15 protein-coding genes are annotated in these 19,596 nt (G+C 75.7%); 10 read left to right on the top strand and 5 right to left on the bottom strand.

All coding sequences use genetic code 11. The annotated features are described in order from the left end of the window. Nucleotides 1–50 precede the first annotated feature (50 nt). The 3 genes from ACFYWL_RS03060 to ACFYWL_RS03050 all read left to right on the top strand — a co-directional run bounded on the left by ACFYWL_RS03060 (nucleotide 51) and on the right by ACFYWL_RS03050 (nucleotide 2,627). On the top strand, nucleotides 51–665 hold the full coding sequence (locus ACFYWL_RS03060) for a TlpA family protein disulfide reductase (RefSeq protein ID WP_386966768.1): 615 nt from the start codon (nucleotides 51–53) through the stop codon (nucleotides 663–665). Continuing rightward, entirely contained in the window at nucleotides 662–1,360 is a 699-nt protein-coding gene (locus tag ACFYWL_RS03055; protein ID WP_386966441.1) for an NUDIX hydrolase, read from the top strand. Before ACFYWL_RS03060 ends, ACFYWL_RS03055 begins: the two co-directional genes overlap by 4 nt. A gap of 88 nt (nucleotides 1,361–1,448) precedes the next feature. Then, nucleotides 1,449–2,627 (top strand): MarP family serine protease, encoded by a 1,179-nt coding sequence (locus ACFYWL_RS03050; protein ID WP_386966439.1) that lies wholly within the window; start codon nucleotides 1,449–1,451, stop codon nucleotides 2,625–2,627. Between the two features lie 19 nt (nucleotides 2,628–2,646). Here the strand turns inward: ACFYWL_RS03050 and ACFYWL_RS03045 are convergent, their stop codons facing one another. The 3 genes from ACFYWL_RS03045 to eccCa form a co-directional block, all read right to left on the bottom strand. Further along, nucleotides 2,647–3,381, bottom strand: a complete 735-nt coding sequence (locus ACFYWL_RS03045; RefSeq protein WP_386966436.1) for a phosphatase PAP2 family protein — start codon at nucleotides 3,379–3,381, stop codon at nucleotides 2,647–2,649. Nucleotides 3,382–3,490: 109 nt separating this feature from the next. Continuing rightward, nucleotides 3,491–4,846 carry a type VII secretion-associated serine protease mycosin gene (gene mycP / locus ACFYWL_RS03040; protein WP_386966435.1) on the bottom strand — a complete coding sequence of 452 codons (1,356 nt, stop codon included), beginning with the start codon at nucleotides 4,844–4,846 and terminating at the stop codon, nucleotides 3,491–3,493. A gap of 99 nt (nucleotides 4,847–4,945) precedes the next feature. After that, entirely contained in the window at nucleotides 4,946–8,926 is a 3,981-nt protein-coding gene (eccCa, locus tag ACFYWL_RS03035; RefSeq protein ID WP_386966431.1) for a type VII secretion protein EccCa, read from the bottom strand. A 102-nt stretch (nucleotides 8,927–9,028) separates the two neighbouring features. Between eccCa and eccD the strand changes: the two genes are divergently transcribed. After that, nucleotides 9,029–10,429 carry a type VII secretion integral membrane protein EccD gene (gene eccD / locus ACFYWL_RS03030; RefSeq protein WP_386966429.1) on the top strand — a complete coding sequence of 467 codons (1,401 nt, stop codon included), beginning with the start codon at nucleotides 9,029–9,031 and terminating at the stop codon, nucleotides 10,427–10,429. Nucleotides 10,430–10,462: 33 nt separating this feature from the next. Here eccD and ACFYWL_RS03025 read toward each other — a convergent pair whose 3' ends face one another. Then, entirely contained in the window at nucleotides 10,463–10,969 is a 507-nt protein-coding gene (locus tag ACFYWL_RS03025) for an inorganic diphosphatase (protein WP_386966428.1), read from the bottom strand. Nucleotides 10,970–11,512: 543 nt separating this feature from the next. Here ACFYWL_RS03025 and dacB point away from each other — a divergent pair. From dacB to tilS, 3 genes are all read left to right on the top strand, one after another. Next, nucleotides 11,513–12,937 (top strand): D-alanyl-D-alanine carboxypeptidase/D-alanyl-D-alanine-endopeptidase, encoded by a 1,425-nt coding sequence (gene dacB / locus ACFYWL_RS03020; protein ID WP_386966765.1) that lies wholly within the window; start codon nucleotides 11,513–11,515, stop codon nucleotides 12,935–12,937. A gap of 69 nt (nucleotides 12,938–13,006) precedes the next feature. Continuing rightward, nucleotides 13,007–14,071, top strand: a complete 1,065-nt coding sequence (locus ACFYWL_RS03015; protein ID WP_386966425.1) for a zinc-dependent metalloprotease — start codon at nucleotides 13,007–13,009, stop codon at nucleotides 14,069–14,071. Nucleotides 14,072–14,081: 10 nt separating this feature from the next. Beyond that, nucleotides 14,082–15,122, top strand: a complete 1,041-nt coding sequence (tilS, locus tag ACFYWL_RS03010; RefSeq protein WP_386966423.1) for a tRNA lysidine(34) synthetase TilS — start codon at nucleotides 14,082–14,084, stop codon at nucleotides 15,120–15,122. 125 nt (nucleotides 15,123–15,247) lie between these two features. Here the strand turns inward: tilS and ACFYWL_RS03005 are convergent, their stop codons facing one another. Further along, on the bottom strand, nucleotides 15,248–16,210 hold the full coding sequence (locus tag ACFYWL_RS03005; protein WP_386966420.1) for a GlxA family transcriptional regulator: 963 nt from the start codon (nucleotides 16,208–16,210) through the stop codon (nucleotides 15,248–15,250). A gap of 151 nt (nucleotides 16,211–16,361) precedes the next feature. On the opposite strand from ACFYWL_RS03005, the gene ACFYWL_RS03000 reads away from it, so the two are divergent. From ACFYWL_RS03000 to ftsH, 3 genes are all read left to right on the top strand, one after another. Next, nucleotides 16,362–16,499, top strand: a complete 138-nt coding sequence (locus tag ACFYWL_RS03000; protein ID WP_386966418.1) for a hypothetical protein — start codon at nucleotides 16,362–16,364, stop codon at nucleotides 16,497–16,499. 101 nt (nucleotides 16,500–16,600) lie between these two features. Continuing rightward, nucleotides 16,601–17,173 (top strand): hypoxanthine phosphoribosyltransferase, encoded by a 573-nt coding sequence (hpt, locus tag ACFYWL_RS02995; RefSeq protein WP_074472259.1) that lies wholly within the window; start codon nucleotides 16,601–16,603, stop codon nucleotides 17,171–17,173. A 382-nt stretch (nucleotides 17,174–17,555) separates the two neighbouring features. Beyond that, nucleotides 17,556–19,571, top strand: a complete 2,016-nt coding sequence (gene ftsH / locus ACFYWL_RS02990) for an ATP-dependent zinc metalloprotease FtsH (RefSeq protein WP_386966415.1) — start codon at nucleotides 17,556–17,558, stop codon at nucleotides 19,569–19,571. Nucleotides 19,572–19,596: the final 25 nt, after the last annotated feature.

The following is a 19,596-nucleotide window of genomic DNA, read 5'->3' as shown; positions in this document are numbered from 1 at the left end:
CCATCCCGGCGTCGCGGCCCGCCCTGCGCCGGCCGGCGGCCCGGCGTTCCCTGGCGGCCCGGCGTTCCCTGGCCGCCCTGCTCCTGCCGCTCGCGCTGCTCGCCGCCGCCTGCACGGCGACCCCGGCCGAGGAGAAGACGGCCGAGCCCCGGCGGAACACCCGGCCGTCGCCGTTCGCCGCCTGCGCGGCCCTGACCGTGCCGCCGCCCTCGGCCGCGCCCACCCCCCCCGGGTCCGGCGGGCCGGAGCTGCCCGAGCTGACCCTGCCCTGCTTCACCGGCGGCGACCCCGTGGCCCTGCGGGACGTGCGCGGGCCGGCCGTGGTCAACCTGTGGGCGTCCTGGTGCCCGCCCTGCCGCAAGGAGCTGCCCGCGTTCCAGCGGCTCAGCGAGCGCGCGGACGGCAGGCTCCAGGTGATCGGGGTGAACACCCGCGACAGCCGGGACGCCGCCCAGTCGATCGGCGAGGACTTCGGCGTGCGCTTCCCCGTCCTGTTCGACCAGGGGGAGAGCCTGCGCCGGGCGCTCAACCGCAACGCCGTGCCCCTGACCGTGCTCGTCGGCGCGGACGGCCGCATCCGGCACGTCGACACCTCCGGCGCGCTGGACGACGCCCGCCTCGCCGCGCTGGTCCGCGAGCACCTGGGCGTGGTGGTGGCGGCGTGAGCCGTACGCCACCGCCCTGGATGCAGCCCCTGCTGTCCCGGCTCGGCTCCGCGCGGGCCGAGGACTTCACCCGGATCGCCACCCCCGCCAGCGGCGGGCGGGAGAGCGCCGTGCTCGTGCTCCTCGGCGAGGACCCCGGGGCGGGCCCGGACGTGCTGGTCCTGCAACGCGCCGCCACCCTGCGCAACCATGCCGGGCAGCCGGCGTTCCCCGGCGGGGCGGCGGACCCGGGCGACGCCGACTCCGCCGCCACCGCCCTACGCGAGGCCAACGAGGAGGTCGGCCTCGACCCGGCCAGCGTCACCGTCCTCGCCGAGCTGCCCAGGCTGTGGATCCCGGTCAGCGACTTCGTGGTGACCCCCGTGCTCGGCTGGTGGCACCGGCCGCACCCGGTGCACGCCCGGGAACCGGCCGAGGTCGCGCACGTCGCCCGGCTGCCGGTCGCCGAGCTGGTCGCCCCCGAGAACCGGCTGCGGGTACGCCACCCGAGCGGCTGGATCGGCCCGGCCTTCTCGGTGCGCGGCATGCTGGTCTGGGGCTTCACGGCCGGGGTGCTCGCCGCCCTGCTGGAGATGGGTGGGTGGGCCCGCCCCTGGCCGGATGACCGGGTCGTCGACCTGCCGCCGGCCGGGGCCGCGCCAGCGCCCTCCGCCGGCACCGACGCCGCCGACGAGATGGCCGGGCCGCTGACCTGACCGCCGACGGGGGGCCGGACGTCGACCTCACCGTCACGTTCCGCGAGCGGCGGGCGCCCGGCGGGCCCGCTGCCCGTACCCTTGGGGCGTGTCCGCCGTGGATCTCGTTCTGCTCCTGCTCATGCTCGTGTTCGCGATCAGCGGATACCGTCAGGGCTTCGTCATCGGGGTGCTGTCGTTCTCCGGCTTCTTCCTGGGCGCGCTCATCGGACTACAGGTCGGCCCGCTGCTGGCCCGCCAGTTCACCGACAGCGGCACCCGGGTGCTGATCTCCCTCGTCGCCGTCTTCGGGCTGGCCGTGGTGGGGCAGGCGCTGGCCGGCTGGCTCGGTTCGCACCTGCGCCAGACCATCACCAGCGACATCGCCAAGCGGGCAGACGACATCGGCGGGGCGGTCGTCTCGCTCTTCGCCGTCGTGCTGGTCGCCTGGCTGGTGGCCGTGCCGCTGGGCTCGTCCTCGCTGCCGTGGCTGGCCTCCTCCGTGCGCAACAGCGCGCTGCTCACCGTCGTCGACCGGGTCCTGCCCGACCAGGCGCAGGAGCTGTCGACCGCGCTGCGGGACACCGTCGACACCAACGGCTTCCCGGACGTCTTCGGCGACCTCGCGCCCACCCGGGCCCGGCAGGTCGAGCCGCCCGACCCGGCGCTCGCCGGCTCCAAGGTGGTGGCCGACGGCCGGCGTTCGGTGGTCAAGGTGCTGGGCTCCGCGCCGAGCTGCGCGCGCCGCATCGAGGGCTCCGGCTTCGTGTACGCCGACGACCGGGTGATGACCAACGCGCACGTGGTGGCCGGCACCCGGTCGGTGGCGGTCGAGCTGAACGGCGACCGGTACGACGGGGAGGTCGTCGTCTACGACCCGGACCGGGACCTGGCCGTGCTGCGGGTGCCGGGGCTGCCCGGCCCGTCCCTGCGGTTCGCCGCCGGCAACGCGGGCAGCGGGGCGGACGCGATCGTGCTGGGCTTCCCGCTCGACGGGCCGTACAACGCCCAGTCGGCGCGGATCCGGGACGTCGACCGGATCACCGGCCCGGACATCTACTCCTCCGGGGACGTGACCCGGGAGATCTACACGATCCGGGCGCTGGTGCGCAGCGGCAACTCGGGCGGGCCGCTGCTCTCCTCGAACGGCCTGGTGCTCGGGGTGATCTTCGCGGCGGCGGCGGACGACCCGAACACCGGCTTCGCGGTGACGGCGGCCGAGGCCCGTCCGGTGGCCCTGGCCGGCGCGGAGCGGACCCGCGCGGTCGGCACCGGCGAGTGCACCTGACGCCGACCCGCCGCCCCGGTCAGGAAGGCGGGCCGGTCCGGGTGCGCCAGGTGCGGAAGGCGGCGGTGGTGGCGGCCACCGTCGCCGCGCCCAGCACCCAGCCGCCGACCACGTCGCTGACGTAGTGCACGCCCAGCGCCAGCCGGCTCACCCCGGTCAGCGCCGTCACCGCGGCGGCGGCGGCCCAGAGCGCCCACCGTCGGGCGGGTCGACGCCGGGCGTACGGGAGGAAGACCAGCAGCAGCACCCCGGCGGCGAGGGCCGCGTTCAGCGCGTGCCCGGAGGGGAACGAGTATCCGGTGGCCCGGGCGACCGGGTCGAGCAGGTCGGGCCGGTCGCGGCCGACCAGCAGCTTGAGCAGCACGCCGAGCAGGCCGCCCACCGCCATCGTGGTGACCGCCCACCAGGCCAGCCGCGCCGCGCGCCGGGTGAACAACCAGACCACCACGGCGAGTACGGCGATCCGCAGCGGCCCGGGACCGAAGGCGTTGGTCCAGACGGTCATGAACCACACCCAGCCCGGGTGGCCGACGGCGTACCCGTGCAGATCGTGCGCGACCGCGGCGTCCAGCCGGTGCAGCGGCGGCCAGGCGCCCAGCACCAGCACGGTGAGCAGGGCGAACGGCACCAGGACCAGGAAGGCGGCGGTGGTGGCGAGGGTGAGCCGCAGCCCCAGCGAACGGTCGGGGTCGAGCCGGCGAGCCCGCCACGACGGCGACGCGGGTCTGCGGGCGCGCTGACCGGACGTGCTCATGCCCGGCATCCCTACCCAGCGGGGCACGGAATCAGACGGGCCGGGCACGGGATCGGGTCGGTCGGGCACGGAATCGGGCCGGCCCGGCCGACGCCACGCCGGGGTGCGGTCAACGGCTGCGCTGGCGCAGGCGGCGGACCACCAGCGCGGCCCCGGTGACGAGGGCCGCGAGGAGGGCCACGCCGGCCCAGAGCCGATGTGGGTCGGTGTCGTCGCGGCTGCCGGCCGGCTGGGCCGTCCAGCGGGTGTGCTGGCGGGGCGCGGTGAAGCCGAGCGGGTCCGCGCCGGCACCCGCGACGGGGGCCTCGTGCGTGGCGCCGGGCGCCGGGCCGAAGCCCACCACGCCGGGGGAGGACTGGTCGTCGAGCGGGTTGCGCCCCGCCGGGGGCACGTCGGCGGTGAGCGCGGCGACCGGGTCGACCAGGCCGTACCCGAAGCGGTCGTCGCGGCCGGTGGGCCCGATGTCCCGGGCGGTGCTGATCAGGCGGTTGACCACCTCACCGGCGGACATCTGCGGCCAGCGGGCCCGGATCAGCGCGGCGGCGGCGGCCACCAGCGGCGACGCGAAGCTGGTGCCCTGCACCCGCCAGTAGCCGCTGCCGGGCCGGGCCCCGACCAGGCCGGTCGCCGGGGCGGTGAGGACCGTGGCGGGGCCGGTGATCGACCCGGACCACAGGTTGTCGCTGGCGCGCTCCAGGCCGGCGACGGCGATCACGCCCGGCTCCCGCGCCGGATACCAGACGTTGGTGTCGGAGGAGGAGGCGACGTTGCCGGTGCAGGCGACCACCACCACGTCGCGGGCGAACGCGTAGTCCAGCGCCGCCGCCAGGGCCGGGCTGTCGCCGCTGCCGCCGAGCGACAAATTGATCACCCGGGCGCCGTTGTCGACGGCCCACCGGACGCCCCTCGCGACGATCAGCGCGTCGTCGTAGCGGTTCTCGTCGTCGAGGACCCGCACCGGGAGGATCTTCGCGTCGGGGGCGAGCCCGACGACGCCCCGCCGGTCGTCGTTGCGGCCGGCGATCAGGCCCGCCACCGTCGTGCCGTGCCCGACCGGGTCCGGCCCGTCGGTGTCGCCGTCGTCGACCAGGTCGATGCCCGGCAGCACCTGGCCGGCGAGGTCCGGGTGGGAACCGTCCACCCCGGAGTCGACGACGGCGACGACGACGCCCCGCCCCGTCGAGGTGCGCCACGCCGTCGACGCCCGCAGCTCGTCGAGCTGCCACTGCTCGTCACGGACCTGGTCGGCCCGGGCCGGCGTGTCAACCGGGTTCACCCGCCAGGACGCGTCCACTGAGACCGGTGCGGCGAGCGGGGCGAACCCGGCCGGCGCGGCGAGGGCCGGCGGCGCGACCGGGCCGACGAGCGACACCGCGAGCGCGGCGGTGCCCACCAGCGCGCGGCCGGTGAACCGTCGCGCCGTCGCGGGCCTGCCGTGCCGAACCCCAGTCACATTCCCAGCCATTCATCGCGGCGGACACATGCTGCTCGGAGATTACCGGTTCCCACCCCCGTCACGCGCCATTCCGGGGCCGGATCACCGGGTCGTCGGTCGGGCGGACCCCTACGGTGGGGGCAGGTGGGCCAGCTGCACCAGGCGTACGCCCTCGCGCCGGGTCACCAGCCGGGCCCGCCCCGGGGGGAGCGGCCCGGGCCGGACCTGCCCGACGATCGGCCCCTCGTCGGGGCTGCCCGCCATCACCAGCCCCGGGGTCGACAGCTCCTTGAGCCGCTGGAGGAGCTGGTCGTACCCCCGGCCGGTGCCGCCGGCCCGGCGGGCCAGCACCAGGTGCAGGCCGATGTCCCGGGCCTGGGGGAGGTATTCCTCCAGGGCCCGCAGCGGGTTGACCGGCCCGCTGGCCACCAGGTCGTAGTCGTCGACCAGCACGAACAGCTCCGGACCCGACCACCACGACCGCTGGCGAAGCTGCGCCGGGGTGACGTCCGGGCCGGGCAGCCGCAGCTGCATGTACCCGGCGGCGGACTCGATCAGCTCGGTGGTGCGGGCGGCGGCCGTGCCGTAGCCGATCCGGTGCTCGGTCTCGATCGCGCCGAGCAGGCTGCGCCGGTAGTCGACCAGGATCACCCGCGCCTGCTGCGGGGTGAACCGGCTGACGATGGTCGCCGCGAGGGCCCGCAGGAACGACGACTTGCCGCACTCGGCGTCGCCGAAGACCAGCAGGTGCGGCTCGGTGGCGAAGTCGAGCACCACGGGGCGCAGGTCCGCCTCGGCGATGCCCACCGGCAGCGCCAGCCCGGCCGTCGCGGTCAGGTCCAGCTCCGCGTACGGCAGCACGGGCGGGAGCAGCCGCACCGGGGGCGCCGCCGGCCCGTCCCACGCCCCGGCGACCGCCTTGACCAGGGTCGCCGTGTCGCCGTCGGCCAGCCGGGGCAGGGCGGTGAGGAAGTGCAGGCTCTCCCCGGTCATGCCCCGGCCGGGCGTCTTGTCGGGCACGGTCGCCGCCGCCGCGCGGCGCACCAGCAGCGAGTCCGACGGGTCGCCGAGGCGCAGCTCCAGGCGGGAGCCGAACAGGTCCCGGATCGCCGGGCGGTAGTCCGTCCAGCGGATCGCGGTGGCCACCACGTGCACCCCGTAGGACAGGCCCCGGGTGGCCAGCTCGGTGACCAGGGGCTCCAGGTCGTCGTACTCGCTGCGCAGGGTGCCCCAGCCGTCCACCACCAGGAACACGTCGCCGAACGGGTCGGTGGCGGGCTGCCCGGCGGCGGCGAGGGCGGCCCGTCGCTGCCGGTACGCGGCCATCGACTCCACCCCCAGCTCGGCGAAGCGGCGCTCCCGGTCGACCAGCACGGTGACCAGCTCCCCGACGGTGCGCCGCACGGCGGTCTGGTCGGTGCGGCCGGACACCCCGCCCACGTGCGGCAGGTCGCGCAGCGCGGCCAGCCCGCCGCCACCGAAGTCCAGGCAGTAGACCTGCGCCTCGACGGGCGTGTGGGTCAGCGCCAGCGCGCAGACCAGGGTGCGCAGCAGGCCCGACTTGCCGCTCTGCGGGCCGCCGACCACGCCGACGTGCCCCGCCGACCCGCCGAGGGTGAGCCAGAGCAGGTCCCGCCGCTGCTCGAACGGCTTGTCGATCACGGCCACCGGCACCTGGAGCGCGCCGTGCAGCTCCGGGTTGGCGAAGGTCAGCCCGCGCGCCGGGTCGACGCCGACCGGGCCGAGCAGCTCGTCGAGGGTGGGCGCGGCGTCCAGCGGCGGCAGCCACACCTGGTGCGCGGGCGGGCCCTGCCCGGCCAGCCGCCCCACCAGCACGTCGAGCAGGCTGTCCCGGCCCGCGTCGTCCTCGGCGGTCGCCGTCAGCGCCGGGGTGGGCGGCACCGGCACCGGCACCACGTGCGTGGTGAAGGTCAGCAGCCGGGGCGCGCCGGCCTCGCCCGGCCCCGTCGCGCCGACCCGCCGCCGCAACGGCCCCGAGACGTACGCGGCCCGGAAGCGCATCAGCGGCTCGGTGCCGAAGCGCAGGTAGCCGTGCCCCGGCGAGCGGGGCAGCTCGTGCGCGTCCGGCACCCCGAGCACCGTCCGGGACTCCAGGGCCGAGAAGGTCCGCAACCCGATCCGGTACGACAGGTGGGTGTCCAGCCCGCGCAGCCGCCCCTCCTCCAGCCGCTGGCTGGCCAGCAGCAGGTGCACCCCCAGCGACCGGCCCAGCCGGCCGATCTGCACGAACAGGTCGATGAAGTCGGGCTTCGCCGACAGCAGCTCGGAGAACTCGTCGCAGACCAGCAGCAGCGACGGCAGCGGGGCCAGCGGCGTGCCGGACGCCCGGGCCCGCTCGTAGTCGCGCAGGCTGGCGTAGTTGCCGGCCCGGCGCAGCAGCTCCTGGCGGCGCATCAGCTCCCCGTTGATCGCGTCGACCATCCGGTCGACCAGCGGCAGCGCGTCGGCCAGGTTGGTGATCACCGCGGCGGTGTGCGGGAGCCGGTCGAAGGAGGCGAAGGTGGCCCCGCCCTTGAAGTCGACCAGGACGAAGTTGAGCTGCTCGGAGCTGTGCGTGGCGGCCAGCCCGAGGACCAGGGTGCGCAGCAGCTCGGACTTGCCGGAGCCGGTGGCCCCGATCAGCAGCCCGTGCGGGCCCATCCCGTCCTGCGCGGACTCCTTCAGGTCCAGCTCGATCGCGCCGCCGTCGGCGCCCACCCCGATCGGCACCCGCAGCCGGTCCCGCGCCGACCGGGGCGCCCAGCCCTGCTCGGCCGTGAAGCCCTCCGGGTCGCCGATGCCGAGCAGCTCGGGCAGGCCCAGCTCCGCGTTGACCGGGGCGTCCGGGCCGCGTACGGCGGTGGCGAGCCGCAGCGGGGCGAGCCGGCGGGCGACCGCCTCGGCGTCGGCGAGCGGCAGCCGGTCGGGGGTGCCCACCTCGGCGTGCCCCTCGGCGGAGTGCGAGCGCAGCCGGCCGCCGCGCAGGTCGAGCAGGAGGGCGTACCGGTCGAGCAGCCGGGGCGGCGGGGTGTCCAGGTCGACGACGGTGACCGCGTCGATGCCGCCGTCGCCGACGAGGTCGGCCGCGCCGGTGAGGTCGCCGCCGTCGAGCACCACCACCACGTGCGGCCCGTCGGTGGCCGGCCCGGACGGGCTGAACCGGGACCGGCTGGCCAGCACCTCGTCGAGGAGCCGTTCCAGCTCGACGGCGGAGCTGGTGACCAGCCGGACGGGGCCGACCGCGTCGGTGCGGGTGGGGTGGTGGGCGTGCGGCAGCCACTTCACCCACTCCCACAGCGCCCGCCGCTCGGGCCCGGCGCAGACGGCGATCAGCAGCTCGTCGGGGGCGTGGAAGACCGCGAGCTGGGTGAGCAGCGCCCGGGCCAGCGCCTGCGCGTCGGGCGACCCGGTGCCGGGGCGGACGCCCGCCTCCGCGCCCTCCCGGGACGCCCCGCCGCGCACGAAGACCCGGGCGAAGCTGCGCAGCGACAGGGCCACCGGCAGGTCGGGCACCACCGCGTACGCGTCGAGGAACCGCCGCAGCGCGCTGGCGGTCATCGGCTCCAGCTCCTCCAGCGGGCGGGTGACCGGGCCGACCAGCGGGGTGGCCAGGGTCTGCGGACCGACGCCCACCCGCACCACGGCGAAGTCCGGGTCGCCGGGCCGGCGCTCCCACACCCGGTGGCTGTCGACCGTGGACCACAGCCGGCCCGGGTCGGGGTGGCGGTAGTGCAGCCCGGCCCGCTGCCGCTCGGCGGTCTGCCGGACCCGGCGGCGCAGCGTGCCCAGGTGCCGCAGGTACTCCCGGCGGGCGGCCATCATCTCCGACTTCTTCGGGGTGCCGGAGGCGCTGCCCCACGAGGTGACCAGCATGGCCAGCGACGAGAGCCCGAACATCCCGCCGACCACGTACGAGTAGGCCCCGCCGCCCCGGCCGAACATCATCGCCATCGCGACCGACCCGCCCAGCATGGGCAGCACCATCAGCGCCTGCTGCCAGCGGCCACCGGTGACGGCGGGGATCTCCGGCGGCGCCTCGACGGGCAGCTCGCCGACCGGGATCTCCGGTGCCGGCCGCCGGGGTGGACGCTTGATGACGACGGTGGACACTCGGCCTCCCCCACAGCGCTCGGTAACCCGAGCCTGGCTCATCGTAGGTAAAGTCCTGTCGTCCGCGCAGCCACCGTCCCCCCTCGATATGGAGATGCGCCGATGACAGTCGGGTTGGCCCGGGTCACGATCAGCGCCCCCCAGCGCCGGGTCGACGTCGCCCTGCCCGAGCAGGTCCCCTTGGCCGAGCTGCTGCCCGAGGTGCTCCGGCACGCCGGCGAGGGGCTGGCCGACGACGGCGAACGGCACGGCGGCTGGGTGCTGCGCCGCACCGACGGGGCGGTCCTGGCCACCGCCCAGGCGCTGCTGCCCCAGGGGGTCCGCGACGGCGAGGTGCTGCACCTGGTGCCGGCCCGCGCGCAGTGGCCCGAGCTGGAGTACGACGACGTGGTCGAGGCGATCGTCGACGGAGCCCGCCGCCGGGGCGCCGCCTGGTCGCCGGCCGCCACCCGGTGCGCAGCCCTGGCCGGGGCGGCCGTGCCGCTCGGCGTGGGGCTGCTCGCCGTCCTCGCCGCCGGCCCGGGGCCCGGCCCCGGCTGGCCCGTCGCGGTCGCGGTGGCGCTGCTGCTCACCCTCGCCGGGGCGGTCGCCTCCCGCGCGTACGGCGACGGGGCCACCGGCGCGACCCTCGGCGGCTACGCCCTGCCGTACGCGTTCGCCGCCGGCGCCCTCGCGGTCAGCTCCGGCGACCCGGTCGGCCCGGTCGCGCCGCTGCCCTGGCTGGGCGCCCCCGAGCTGCTGGCCGGCGCGGTGGCGTTGCTGCTGGTGGCGGTGCTCGGCCTGCTCGGGGTGGCCAGTCGGGTGCGGGTCTTCGTGGCCGGCGCGACCGTCGGCGCGGTCGCTGCGCCCGCCGCCCTCGGCGGGCTGGCGCTGACCGCCGGGGGCGCCGCGGCGGTGCTGCTCGGCGCCCTGGTCTTCGCGCTCGGCGCGCTGCCGCTGCTGGCCATCCGGCTGGGCAAGATGCCGCTGCCGCCGATCACCCTGCCCGGCGACGGCGGCCCCGGCGCGGACGCCGCCCGGGACCTGCCGGACCGGGCCCGGGTGCACGCGGCGGTGGCCCGCACCGAGGAGATGCTCACCGGGATGCTGCTGGGGCACGCCGTGCTGGTGGCCGGGGCGGCGGTGGTGCTGGTGACGGCCGGCGGCGGGGCCGGGCGGCTGCTGGTCGCCGTGGTCTGCGCCGTGCTGCTGCTGCGCTCGCGGCTGTTCGTGGCGGTCCGCCACCGGGTGCCGCCGGTCGTCGCCGGGCTGGCCGGGGCCGCCCTGCTCGGCGGGGCGCTCGCCGGGGGCTCCGGGCCGGCGGGCCGGCTGGCGCTGGCCGTCGGCGGGCTGGCCGTCGCCCTGCTCGCCGTGGCGGCCGGCACCACGTACGCGCGGCGGCCCGCCTCCCCCTACCTGGGCCGGGCGGCCGACCTGGTCGACACGGCGCTGGTGGTGTCCGTGGTGCCGGTGGCCTGCGCGGTGCTCGACCTGTACGAGCGGGCCCGGGGGCTGCTCGGCTGAGCGGCCCCCGGGCCCGTCGGCGTGGGTGTGGGGTCAGTGGATGGTCTCGCCGCGCTCCTCGGCCTCCTTGGCCCGCTGGTACGACGCGCGGATCTCGGCTTCCGCCTCGACGCGACCGACCCAGGTCGCGCCCTCGACCGACTTGCCGGGCTCCAGGTCCTTGTACACCTCGAAGAAGTGCTGGATCTCCAGCCGGTCGAACTCGCCGAGGTGGTGGATGTCGCGCAGGTGCTCCTGGCGCGGGTCCTCGTAGGGCACGCAGAGGACCTTGTCGTCGCCGCCCTTCTCGTCGGTCATCCGGAACATGCCGATGGTGCGGCAGCGGATCAGGCAGCCCGGGAACGTCGGCTCGGGGACCAGCACCAGCGCGTCCAGCGGGTCGCCGTCCTCGCCCAGGGTGCCCTCGATGAACCCGTAGTCCGCCGGGTACTGCGTGGACGTGAAGAGGGTGCGGTCCAGCCTGATCCGGCCGGTCGCGTGGTCCACCTCGTACTTGTTGCGGTGACCCTTGGGGATCTCAACCGTGACGTCGAAATCCATCTCCCACGCTCCCTCGTTTGCCCACGCTGGCTGACGGAACCAAGTGGCGGCGCTCCCCGAGCAGGTGAATGCCCACCCGCCCGCTCCGGCCGCCGCATAGTGTTCGGACCGAAGTAGTGTCACCCAAGCTGTTTTCCGCACGGGGAGGAGGGGGTCGTGGGGAGGGAAGATTCACACTACCGCCCGCAGGGGGTTGACGGGCGGAAGAAGCCGCGCCCGGGGTCCGGGAGCGCGACCGGCCGGGTGCCGGTGCCCGAGGCGCACGTCCCGCGGGCCCAGGAACCGGCCGTGGACGACTTCGATCCGGAGGCCACGGCCCCGCTCGTGGGGTCCGGCGAGCCGGTGTGGCAGCCCCCGGACGCCGACCGTTCCCCGGAGCTCGTCGCGACCCCCGCCGCCTCCGCCGCGCCGGTGCTCCCCGGCGGGCCGGAGCCGGCCGCCGCGTCGGTCGCGCCCGCGCCCGGCGGCCCCGGTGACCCGCCCGCCGGCCTCCCGCCGGGGCACGACCCGTCGCCCGGCCGCCGACGCCGCCGCCCGCTGGCCGTGCTCGCCGTGGTGCTGCTGTTCGCCCTGGTCGGCGCCGGCCTGGCGGTGGTCCGGCCCGGCCCGGTCGCCGGGTGGCTCGGCGACGGCGGGGACACCCCCCGGGCCGACGAGGTCGTCGAGCCGGACCCGACCCCGGTCCTTGCCGGCCCCGACGCGCACGCGCCGGAGCCCACCGCCGACGGGGTGAAGGCCGCGATCGAGCCGCTGCTGGCCGCCCCGGAGCTGGGCGACCGGGTGAACGTCTCCGTGTCCGACGTGACGACCGGCCGGTCGCTCTACTCGCGGGGCGGCGACGACGCCACCGTGCCCGCCTCGGTGACCAAGCTGGCGACCGCGGTGACCGTGCTGGCCGCCCGCGGCCCCGACCATCGCGTGCCGACCCGGGCGGTGGCCGGCGCGGCGCCGGGCGAGGTGGTGCTCGTCGGCGGCGGCGACCCGACCCTCGCGGTCGACGGCGACGGCTTCTACCCCGGCGCGGCCCGCCTCGACGACCTGGCCGAGCAGGTCAGGAAGGCGCTCGGCGGCACCGCGCCGACCCGGGTCACCGTCGACTCCTCGCTCTTCCCCGGCCCGGTCTACGGGCCCGGCTGGGACGCCGACATCCCGACCGGAGGGTTCGGCGCGGCGATCAGCGCGCTGATGACCGACGGCGCGCGGGTGGACCCGGTGGCGGCGAGGAAGAACTTCGACGCGAGCCACGGCTGGGCGCAGCGCAGCCCCCAGCCGGACCTCGCCGCCGGCCGCGCCTTCGCCCGGCTGCTGGGGCTCTCCGGCGCCGCCGCCGAGGTCAAGCGGGGCACCGCGCCGGCCGCCGGTGGCGAATCGGCCGGGACGGCCCCGGCCCCCGGCACCGAGCTGGGCAAGGTCGAGTCCCCGCCGATGATCCGGCTGGTCGACATGATGATCACCGACAGCGACAACGTGATCGCCGAGGCGCTCGCCCGGCAGGTGGCGCTGGCCCGGGACCAGCCGGCGTCCTTCGCCGGCGGCGCGGCGGCGATGGACATCGTCCTCGGTGAGCTGGGCCTGCCCGCCGACGAGATCACCCTCTCCGACGCCAGCGGGCTGTCCCGCCGCGACCGGATCAGCCCCTCGCTGCTGACCGACCTGATCGCCATCGCCGGTGACGGCTCCCACCCGGAGCTCGGCAGCATCTTCGGCGGCCTGCCGGTGGCAGGCTGGTCGGGCACCCTGGACGGGCGGTACCGGTCGGACGGCACCACGGCCGGGGCCGGCGTGGTCCGGGCCAAGACCGGCACGCTGACCGGGGTGCACGCCATCGCCGGGCTGGTCACCACCGCCGACGGGCGGCTGCTCACCTTCGCCGTGCTCGCCGACAAGGCCCCGGCGGGCAGCCTCGACGACACCCGCCGCGCCCTCGACCGCGTCACGTCCGCCCTGGCCCGCTGCGGCTGCCGCTGACCGGTTCGCGGTGGTTCGTCCTTAGATGGGCGAAAGGTGGGCCTGTTCCGGCGCGGGTACGGTGGGTGCATGGCGCAGTTCGTGGACTGGGATCTGGCCGCCGCGACGGCGGGGGCCTTGGGCAAGTCGGGGCCCCGGGTGTCGTACGCCGAGGCCACCGAGGTGGTCTCCGAGCTGCGGCGGCTGACCGACGAGGCGGCCGGGCACGTGGCCGACTACACGGGGCTGCGGTCCCAGGTGGTCCACCCGCCCGTTCGGGTGGTGGACCGCCGGGACTGGGCGGCCACCAACATCGCCGGGCTGCGGGAGGTGATCACCCCGCTGGTCAGCCGGCTCTCCGGCGACAAGCGGCCGGGCCCGCTCACCGAGGCGGTCGGCTCCCGGCTCACCGGCGTGCAGGCCGGCACCGTGCTGGCGTACCTGTCCGGCCGGGTCCTCGGCCAGTACGAGGTCTTCTCCGGCGACCCCGGTCAGCTGCTGCTCGTCGCGCCGAACATCGTCGAGGTGGAGCGCAAGCTCGGGGCCGACCCGCGCGACTTCCGGCTCTGGGTGTGCCTGCACGAGGTCACCCACCGCACCCAGTTCACGGCCGTGCCCTGGATGCGGGCCTACTTCCTCGGCGAGGTGCAGGCGTTCGTGGACGCCTCGCAGGGCGGCGAGCACCTGTTGGAACGGCTGCGGCGGGGCGTCGCCACCCTCTCCGACGCGGTGAAGGATCCCCAGAGCCGGGCCAGCGTGCTGGACATCGTGCAGACCCCCGCCCAGCGGGCCGTGCTCGACCGGCTCACCGCGCTGATGACCCTGCTGGAGGGGCACGCCGAGTTCGTCATGGACGGCGTCGGCCCGCAGGTCATCCCCAGCGTCGAGTCGATCCGGGCCGCGTTCAACCGACGTCGGGAGACGGGCAACCCGCTGGAGAAGGCGATCCGCCGACTGCTCGGCGTCGAGGTCAAGATGCGCCAGTACGCCGAGGGCCGCAAGTTCGTCCACGGCGTCGTCGAGCGCGTCGGCATGGACGGCTTCAACAAGATCTTCGGCTCCCCGCTGACCCTGCCCCGGCTCGACGAGCTGGGCGACCCCGACGCGTGGGTCGCCCGGGTGCACGGGCCCGCCGCCACCCCGACCGCCGGCTGACCGTACGCCGATGCCCGCGCTCGCCCCGGCGGTCGCCGCAGTCCGGCTCGCGGTCCGCCGCGCGCTGACCGGGCTGTCCGGGGCCGGGCCGGTGCTCGTCGCCTGCTCGGGCGGGGCCGACTCGCTGGCCCTGGCCGCCGCCGCCGCGTTCGTCGCGCCCCGGCTGGGCCGGCCCGTCGGCCTCGTCACCGTCGACCACGCGCTCCAGGCCGGCTCCGACCGGCGGGCCGCCGACGTCGCGACCTGGGCCCTCGGTGCCGGCTTCGCGCCGGCCGAGGCGGTACGCGTCGACGTCGCCGGCCGCCCCGGCGGCCCCGAGGCGGCGGCCCGCGAGGCGCGCTACCAGGCGCTCGCCGAGGCGGCCCGGCGGCACGGGGCGGCGGCGCTGCTCACCGGGCACACCCGCGACGACCAGGCCGAGACGGTGCTGCTGGCGCTGGCGCGGGGCGCCGGCCCGCGCGGGCTGGCCGGCATGCCGCCCCGCCGGGACCTGTCCGGGGTGCCGCTGCTGCGGCCCCTGCTCGGCGTGAGCCGTGCGCAGACCCGCAAGGCGTGCGCCGCGCTCGGCCTCACCCCGTGGGAGGACCCGCACAACGCCGACCCGTCGTACGCCCGGGCCCGGGTCCGGGCCGACGCGCTGCCCGCGCTGGTCCGCGCCCTCGGCCCCGGGGTGGTGGACAACCTGGCCCGGACCGCCCGCCTGGCCGCCGCCGACGCGGCGGCGCTCGACGAGCTGGCCGCCGCCGCCCTGCCCGCGACCTCGTCGGCCGGCAGCTCGTCCGCCGCCGACGGTCAGGCCGGCGTGCGGGCCCCCGGCGGCGGGCTGGCGGTGGCGGCGCTGGCCGGGCTCGCCCCGGCCGTGCGGACCCGGGTGCTGCACGCCTGGGCCCGGGAGCTGGGCGCGTCGCCGGCCGCGCTGTCGCACCGGCACGTCGAGGCGCTCGACGCCCTGGTCACCGACTGGCACGGCCAGGGCGAGGTCCATCTGCCCGGCGGCCTGCGGGTGGCCCGCCGCGCGGGCCGGTTGACCGGGGCCGGCCCGTCCGGCTGACCGGCGTCGCGCCGGCTGCGCCTACTCCACCGCCCCGGCCGGCTCGGGTGATCGACTCCATGCCGGCGACATGGGGGTTTCCGGCTCACGGTGACCCCGCCAGGTCGCCGACCTGCAGCGGAGGTTCAGGAGGCGGCGACGCGGTCGCGGAAGGTGGTGCGGTAGGCGTGCGGGGTGGTGCCGACCCGCCGGGCGAAGTGGTGCCGTAGCGCCGCAGCGTCGCCGAAGCCGGAGCGGCCGGCCACGCTCTCCACGCTCAGCCCGGTCTCCTCCAGCAGCCGCCGGGCCAGCAGCACCCGCTGGTTGGTCAGCCAGTCGTGCGGCGTGGTGCCGGTCTCGGCGCGGAACCGGCGGGCGAAGGTGCGCGGCGTCATCCCGGCCCGGACGGCGAGCTCGTCGACGGTGACCGGCCGGTCCAGGTGACCCATCAGCCACGCCAGGACCGGCTCCAGGGTGGGCGCCTCGGGGGCCTTCGGGATGGGGGCCTCGACGTACTGCGACTGGCCGCCGTCGCGGTGCGGCGGGACGACCATCCGGCGGGCGAGCCGGGTGGCGGTGGCCGAGCCGTGCTCGTGGCGCACCAGGTGCAGGCAGGCGTCGATGCCGGCCGCCGTGCCGGCGCCGGTGAGCAGGCGGCCGTCGGCCACGTAGAGCGAGTCGCAGCGGACCCTGGCCCGGGGGTGGCGGCGCTGCAACTCGTCGACGTACCGCCAGTGGGTGGTGCACTCCCGGTCGTCGAGCAGCCCGGCCGCGCCGAGCACGAACGCGCCGGAGCAGACGCTGAGCACGTACGCGCCGCGCGCGTGGGCCCGGCGCAGCGCCGCCAGCACCTCGGGCGGCGCGACCGCGCCGTCGTGGTGGCCGGGGACCGCCACGAGGTCGGCGTCCTCGACCGGCGTCAGGTCCGCCCCCGGGGTGACGAGGAACCCGGAGGAGGTACGCACCGGGGCGCCGTCGGCGGTGCAGACGTCGAACCGGTAGCCGGGGAAGCCGTCGTCGGTGCGGTCGGTGCCGAACACCTCGGCGAACACGCCCAGCTCGAACGGGGCCACCTGATCGATCATGACGACGGCGACGGAACGGAGCATGTGACGAGGGTAACCGCACGGGTGGCAGGAAATCGAGGCGCAGTGGCATTCCTGCCACTGTCCCGCGCCCCGGCGGGGGCGCAGACTGGGGTCAAGTCCGGTGCGCACCGGCGGCGAAAGCAACCCAAATCCTGCGAAAGCGAGCGCCGCCATGGAATCCCTGTTGCTCCTGCTCTTCCTGCTCTCCCTGGCCGTCGCCTCGGCGGCCGGCCTCACCGCCGACACCCGGGACTCGGCGGACTGGAAGCCCACCGACGGCGGTCGCCGGTGGCGGTCCCGCACCTGCTGACCTGTTTGCTGTCGGTATGCGCGAGAAATGCCGGGCGGGGCCGAGCCGAAACGGGCGGCCCCGCCGACGGGGGGCATCCGGCGTACGGCAGGCTAGGAGCCATGGCTGACGGCTCCTGGTACGACGCCGACATCGACCACGTGATCATTTCCGAGGCGCAGATCCGCGAGAAGACCGCAGAGCTGGCCAAGCAGGTGTCGGCGGACCACGCCGACGTCGACGGGCTGCTGCTCGTCTGCGTGCTCAAGGGCGCGGTCATGTTCATGGCCGACTTCGCCCGGGCGCTCGGCCGGCACGGGCCCCCGGTCGAGCTGGACTTCATGGCGATCTCCTCGTACGGCCAGGGCACCACCTCCTCCGGGGTGGTGCGCATCCTCAAGGACCTGGACCGGGACATCGCCGGCCGGCACGTGGTGGTCGTGGAGGACATCGTCGACTCCGGCCTCACCCTGTCCTGGCTGCTGCGCTACCTGGAGTCGCGGTCGGCGGCCAGCGTCGAGGTCGTCGCCCTGTTCCGCAAGCCGGAGGCGATCAAGGTCCCGGTGCCGGTGAAGTACGTCGGGTTCGACATCCCGACCGAGTTCGTCGTCGGCTACGGCCTCGACTTCGGCGAGCGCTACCGCGAACTGCCCTACGTCGGCGTGCTCAAGCCCGAGGTCTACGCCCGCGCCTGACCGCCGGGCGGCGGGCGCGCGGCCCGTCAAGCGGACGTTCAGCGCGCTCTCAGCAGATCGGACTACGGTAGAGGCCGGTGGCGTGGACGCTCACTCCACGCCCGATCCCTCGACCCGCGTGACCGGGCGGTCGGGTGGCCGGGCGGGGAACTCACGCCACGCCGGCTGAAACCCGGTTCGCCTTGCGCGTAACTGCTGGCCTCGCACGGCCACATGTCGCGCACACGGTGTACCGTCGAATGACCGTGACGCGGCAGTGACGCGTCCCGGGGTCGAGGCCGGCCCGCACGGCGGCTCCGGCCGCCGCCGCGGCGGCGACAGCCATTCAGACGGTCAGGACGTCGATCAGGAGGATGCGGGCGTCTCGGCGCTCGACAACAGTATGGAACGTACGCGTTTCTTCCGCCGACCGGTGGTCTGGATCATCCTGGTCATCCTCGGCGCCGTTGTGCTCAGTCAGCTGTTCACCGCTGGTCCCAGCTACCACCGCGTGGACACTTCCGTTGCGCTCGACCAGCTGCACACCGCCAAGATCAAGAAGGCGATCTTCCAGGACAAGGAGCAGACGCTCCAGCTGGACCTGGAGAGCAGGACCAAGTTCGGTGACACCACCACCGACCGGATCGAGGCCCAGTTCCCGTACGAGGTCGGCGACGAGGTCTGGAACGACGTCCTCGCGGCCAAGGCGGCGAACCGGATCACCGGCCCGGCCGACACCAAGGTGTCGTCCGACAGCGTCTGGGTGAGCCTGCTGGTCAACCTGCTGCCCATCGCGCTGCTCGTGCTCCTGCTGCTGTTCTTCATGTCGCAGATGCAGGGCGGCGGCTCCCGGGTGCTCAACTTCGGCAAGTCCAAGGCGAAGATGATCACCAAGGACACCCCGAAGACGACCTTCGCGGACGTCGCGGGCGCCGAGGAGGCCGTCGAGGAGCTGCACGAGATCAAGGACTTCCTGCAGAACCCGGCGAAATACCAGGCCCTGGGCGCCAAGATCCCGAAGGGCGTGCTGCTCTTCGGCCCGCCCGGCACCGGTAAGACGCTGCTCGCCCGCGCCGTCGCCGGCGAGGCGGGGGTGCCGTTCTACTCGATCTCCGGCTCCGACTTCGTCGAGATGTTCGTGGGTGTCGGCGCGAGCCGGGTCCGCGACCTGTTCGAGCAGGCCAAGTCGAACGCCCCGGCGATCGTCTTCGTCGACGAGATCGACGCCGTCGGCCGCCACCGCGGCGCCGGCATGGGCGGCGGCCACGACGAACGCGAGCAGACCCTCAACCAGCTCCTCGTCGAGATGGACGGCTTCGACACCAAGGGCGGGGTCATCCTGATCGCCGCCACCAACCGGCCGGACATTCTCGACCCGGCGCTGCTGCGCCCCGGCCGCTTCGACCGGCAGATCCCGGTGGACGCCCCCGACATGGAGGGCCGCAAGGCCATCCTGCGGGTGCACGCCAAGGGCAAGCCGTTCACCCCCGACGTCGACCTCGACTCGGTGGCCCGGCGCACCCCGGGCTTCAGCGGCGCCGACCTGGCCAACGTGATCAACGAGGCCGCGCTGCTCACCGCCCGCAAGGACCAGCGGGCGATCACCAACGACTCCCTGGAGGAGTCGATCGACCGGGTCATCGCCGGCCCGCAGCGCCGCACCCGGGTGATGAGCGACCAGGAAAAGAAGATCACCGCGTACCACGAGGGTGGGCACGCGCTGGTCGCCTGGGCGCTGCCGCACGCCGCGCCGGTGCACAAGGTGACGATCCTGTCGCGCGGTCGCTCGCTCGGCCACACGCTGGTCCTGCCGACGGAAGACAAGTACACCCAGACCCGCGCCGAGATGGTCGACACCCTGGCGTACGCGCTGGGCGGCCGGGCCGCCGAGGAGCTGGTCTTCCACGAGCCGACCACCGGCGCCGGCAACGACATCGAGAAGGCCACCGGGCTGGCCCGCGCGATGATCACCCAGTACGGCATGAGCTCCAAGCTCGGTGCGATCAAGTACGGCACCAGCGGCGACGAGCCGTTCCTCGGCCGCAACATGGGCCACGAGCGGGACTACTCCGACGCGGTGGCCGCCGAGATCGACAACGAGATGCGGGCGCTGATCGAGCTGGCTCACGACGAGGCCTGGGAGATCCTGGTGGAATACCGGGACGTCCTGGACAACATCGTCCTGGAGCTGATCGAAAAGGAGACCCTCTCCACCGCCGACATGGCCCGGATCTGCGCCCGGGTGGTGAAGCGCCCGCCGATGGCCCCCTACAACGGCTTCGGCAAGCGCCAGCCCTCCACCGAGCCCCCGGTGCTCACGCCGACCGAGAAGGAGGCGCTCAAGGCGCAGGCCCAGGCCGACGGGGCCTCCGTCGGCGGCGGCCTGCCGGGCTCCAACAACTCGGACGGTACGCACTGAACACCGAACCGGCGGCCGGTCCCGA

Origin of the sequence: Micromonospora sp. NPDC002575 (assembly GCF_042889525.1) — a bacterium.
Taxonomy (GTDB): domain Bacteria; phylum Actinomycetota; class Actinomycetes; order Mycobacteriales; family Micromonosporaceae; genus Micromonospora; species Micromonospora carbonacea.
This window is presented reverse-complemented; position numbering and strand designations above follow the sequence as displayed.

Bases quoted from the DNA above. Each gene is read 5' to 3' on its own strand.
- hpt (WP_074472259.1), top strand. From the start codon at position 16,601: ATGGCTGACGGCTCCTGGTACGACGCCGACATCGACCACGTGATCATT.
- ACFYWL_RS03025 (WP_386966428.1), bottom strand. From the start codon at position 10,969: ATGGATTTCGACGTCACGGTTGAGATCCCCAAGGGTCACCGCAACAAG.
- ACFYWL_RS03000 (WP_386966418.1), top strand. From the start codon at position 16,362: ATGGAATCCCTGTTGCTCCTGCTCTTCCTGCTCTCCCTGGCCGTCGCC.
- mycP (WP_386966435.1), bottom strand. From the start codon at position 4,846: ATGGCTGGGAATGTGACTGGGGTTCGGCACGGCAGGCCCGCGACGGCG.
- ftsH (WP_386966415.1), top strand. From the start codon at position 17,556: ATGGAACGTACGCGTTTCTTCCGCCGACCGGTGGTCTGGATCATCCTG.
- ACFYWL_RS03015 (WP_386966425.1), top strand. From the start codon at position 13,007: ATGGCGCAGTTCGTGGACTGGGATCTGGCCGCCGCGACGGCGGGGGCC.
- tilS (WP_386966423.1), top strand. From the start codon at position 14,082: ATGCCCGCGCTCGCCCCGGCGGTCGCCGCAGTCCGGCTCGCGGTCCGC.
- eccD (WP_386966429.1), top strand. From the start codon at position 9,029: ATGACAGTCGGGTTGGCCCGGGTCACGATCAGCGCCCCCCAGCGCCGG.
- ACFYWL_RS03045 (WP_386966436.1), bottom strand. From the start codon at position 3,381: ATGAGCACGTCCGGTCAGCGCGCCCGCAGACCCGCGTCGCCGTCGTGG.
- ACFYWL_RS03005 (WP_386966420.1), bottom strand. From the start codon at position 16,210: ATGCTCCGTTCCGTCGCCGTCGTCATGATCGATCAGGTGGCCCCGTTC.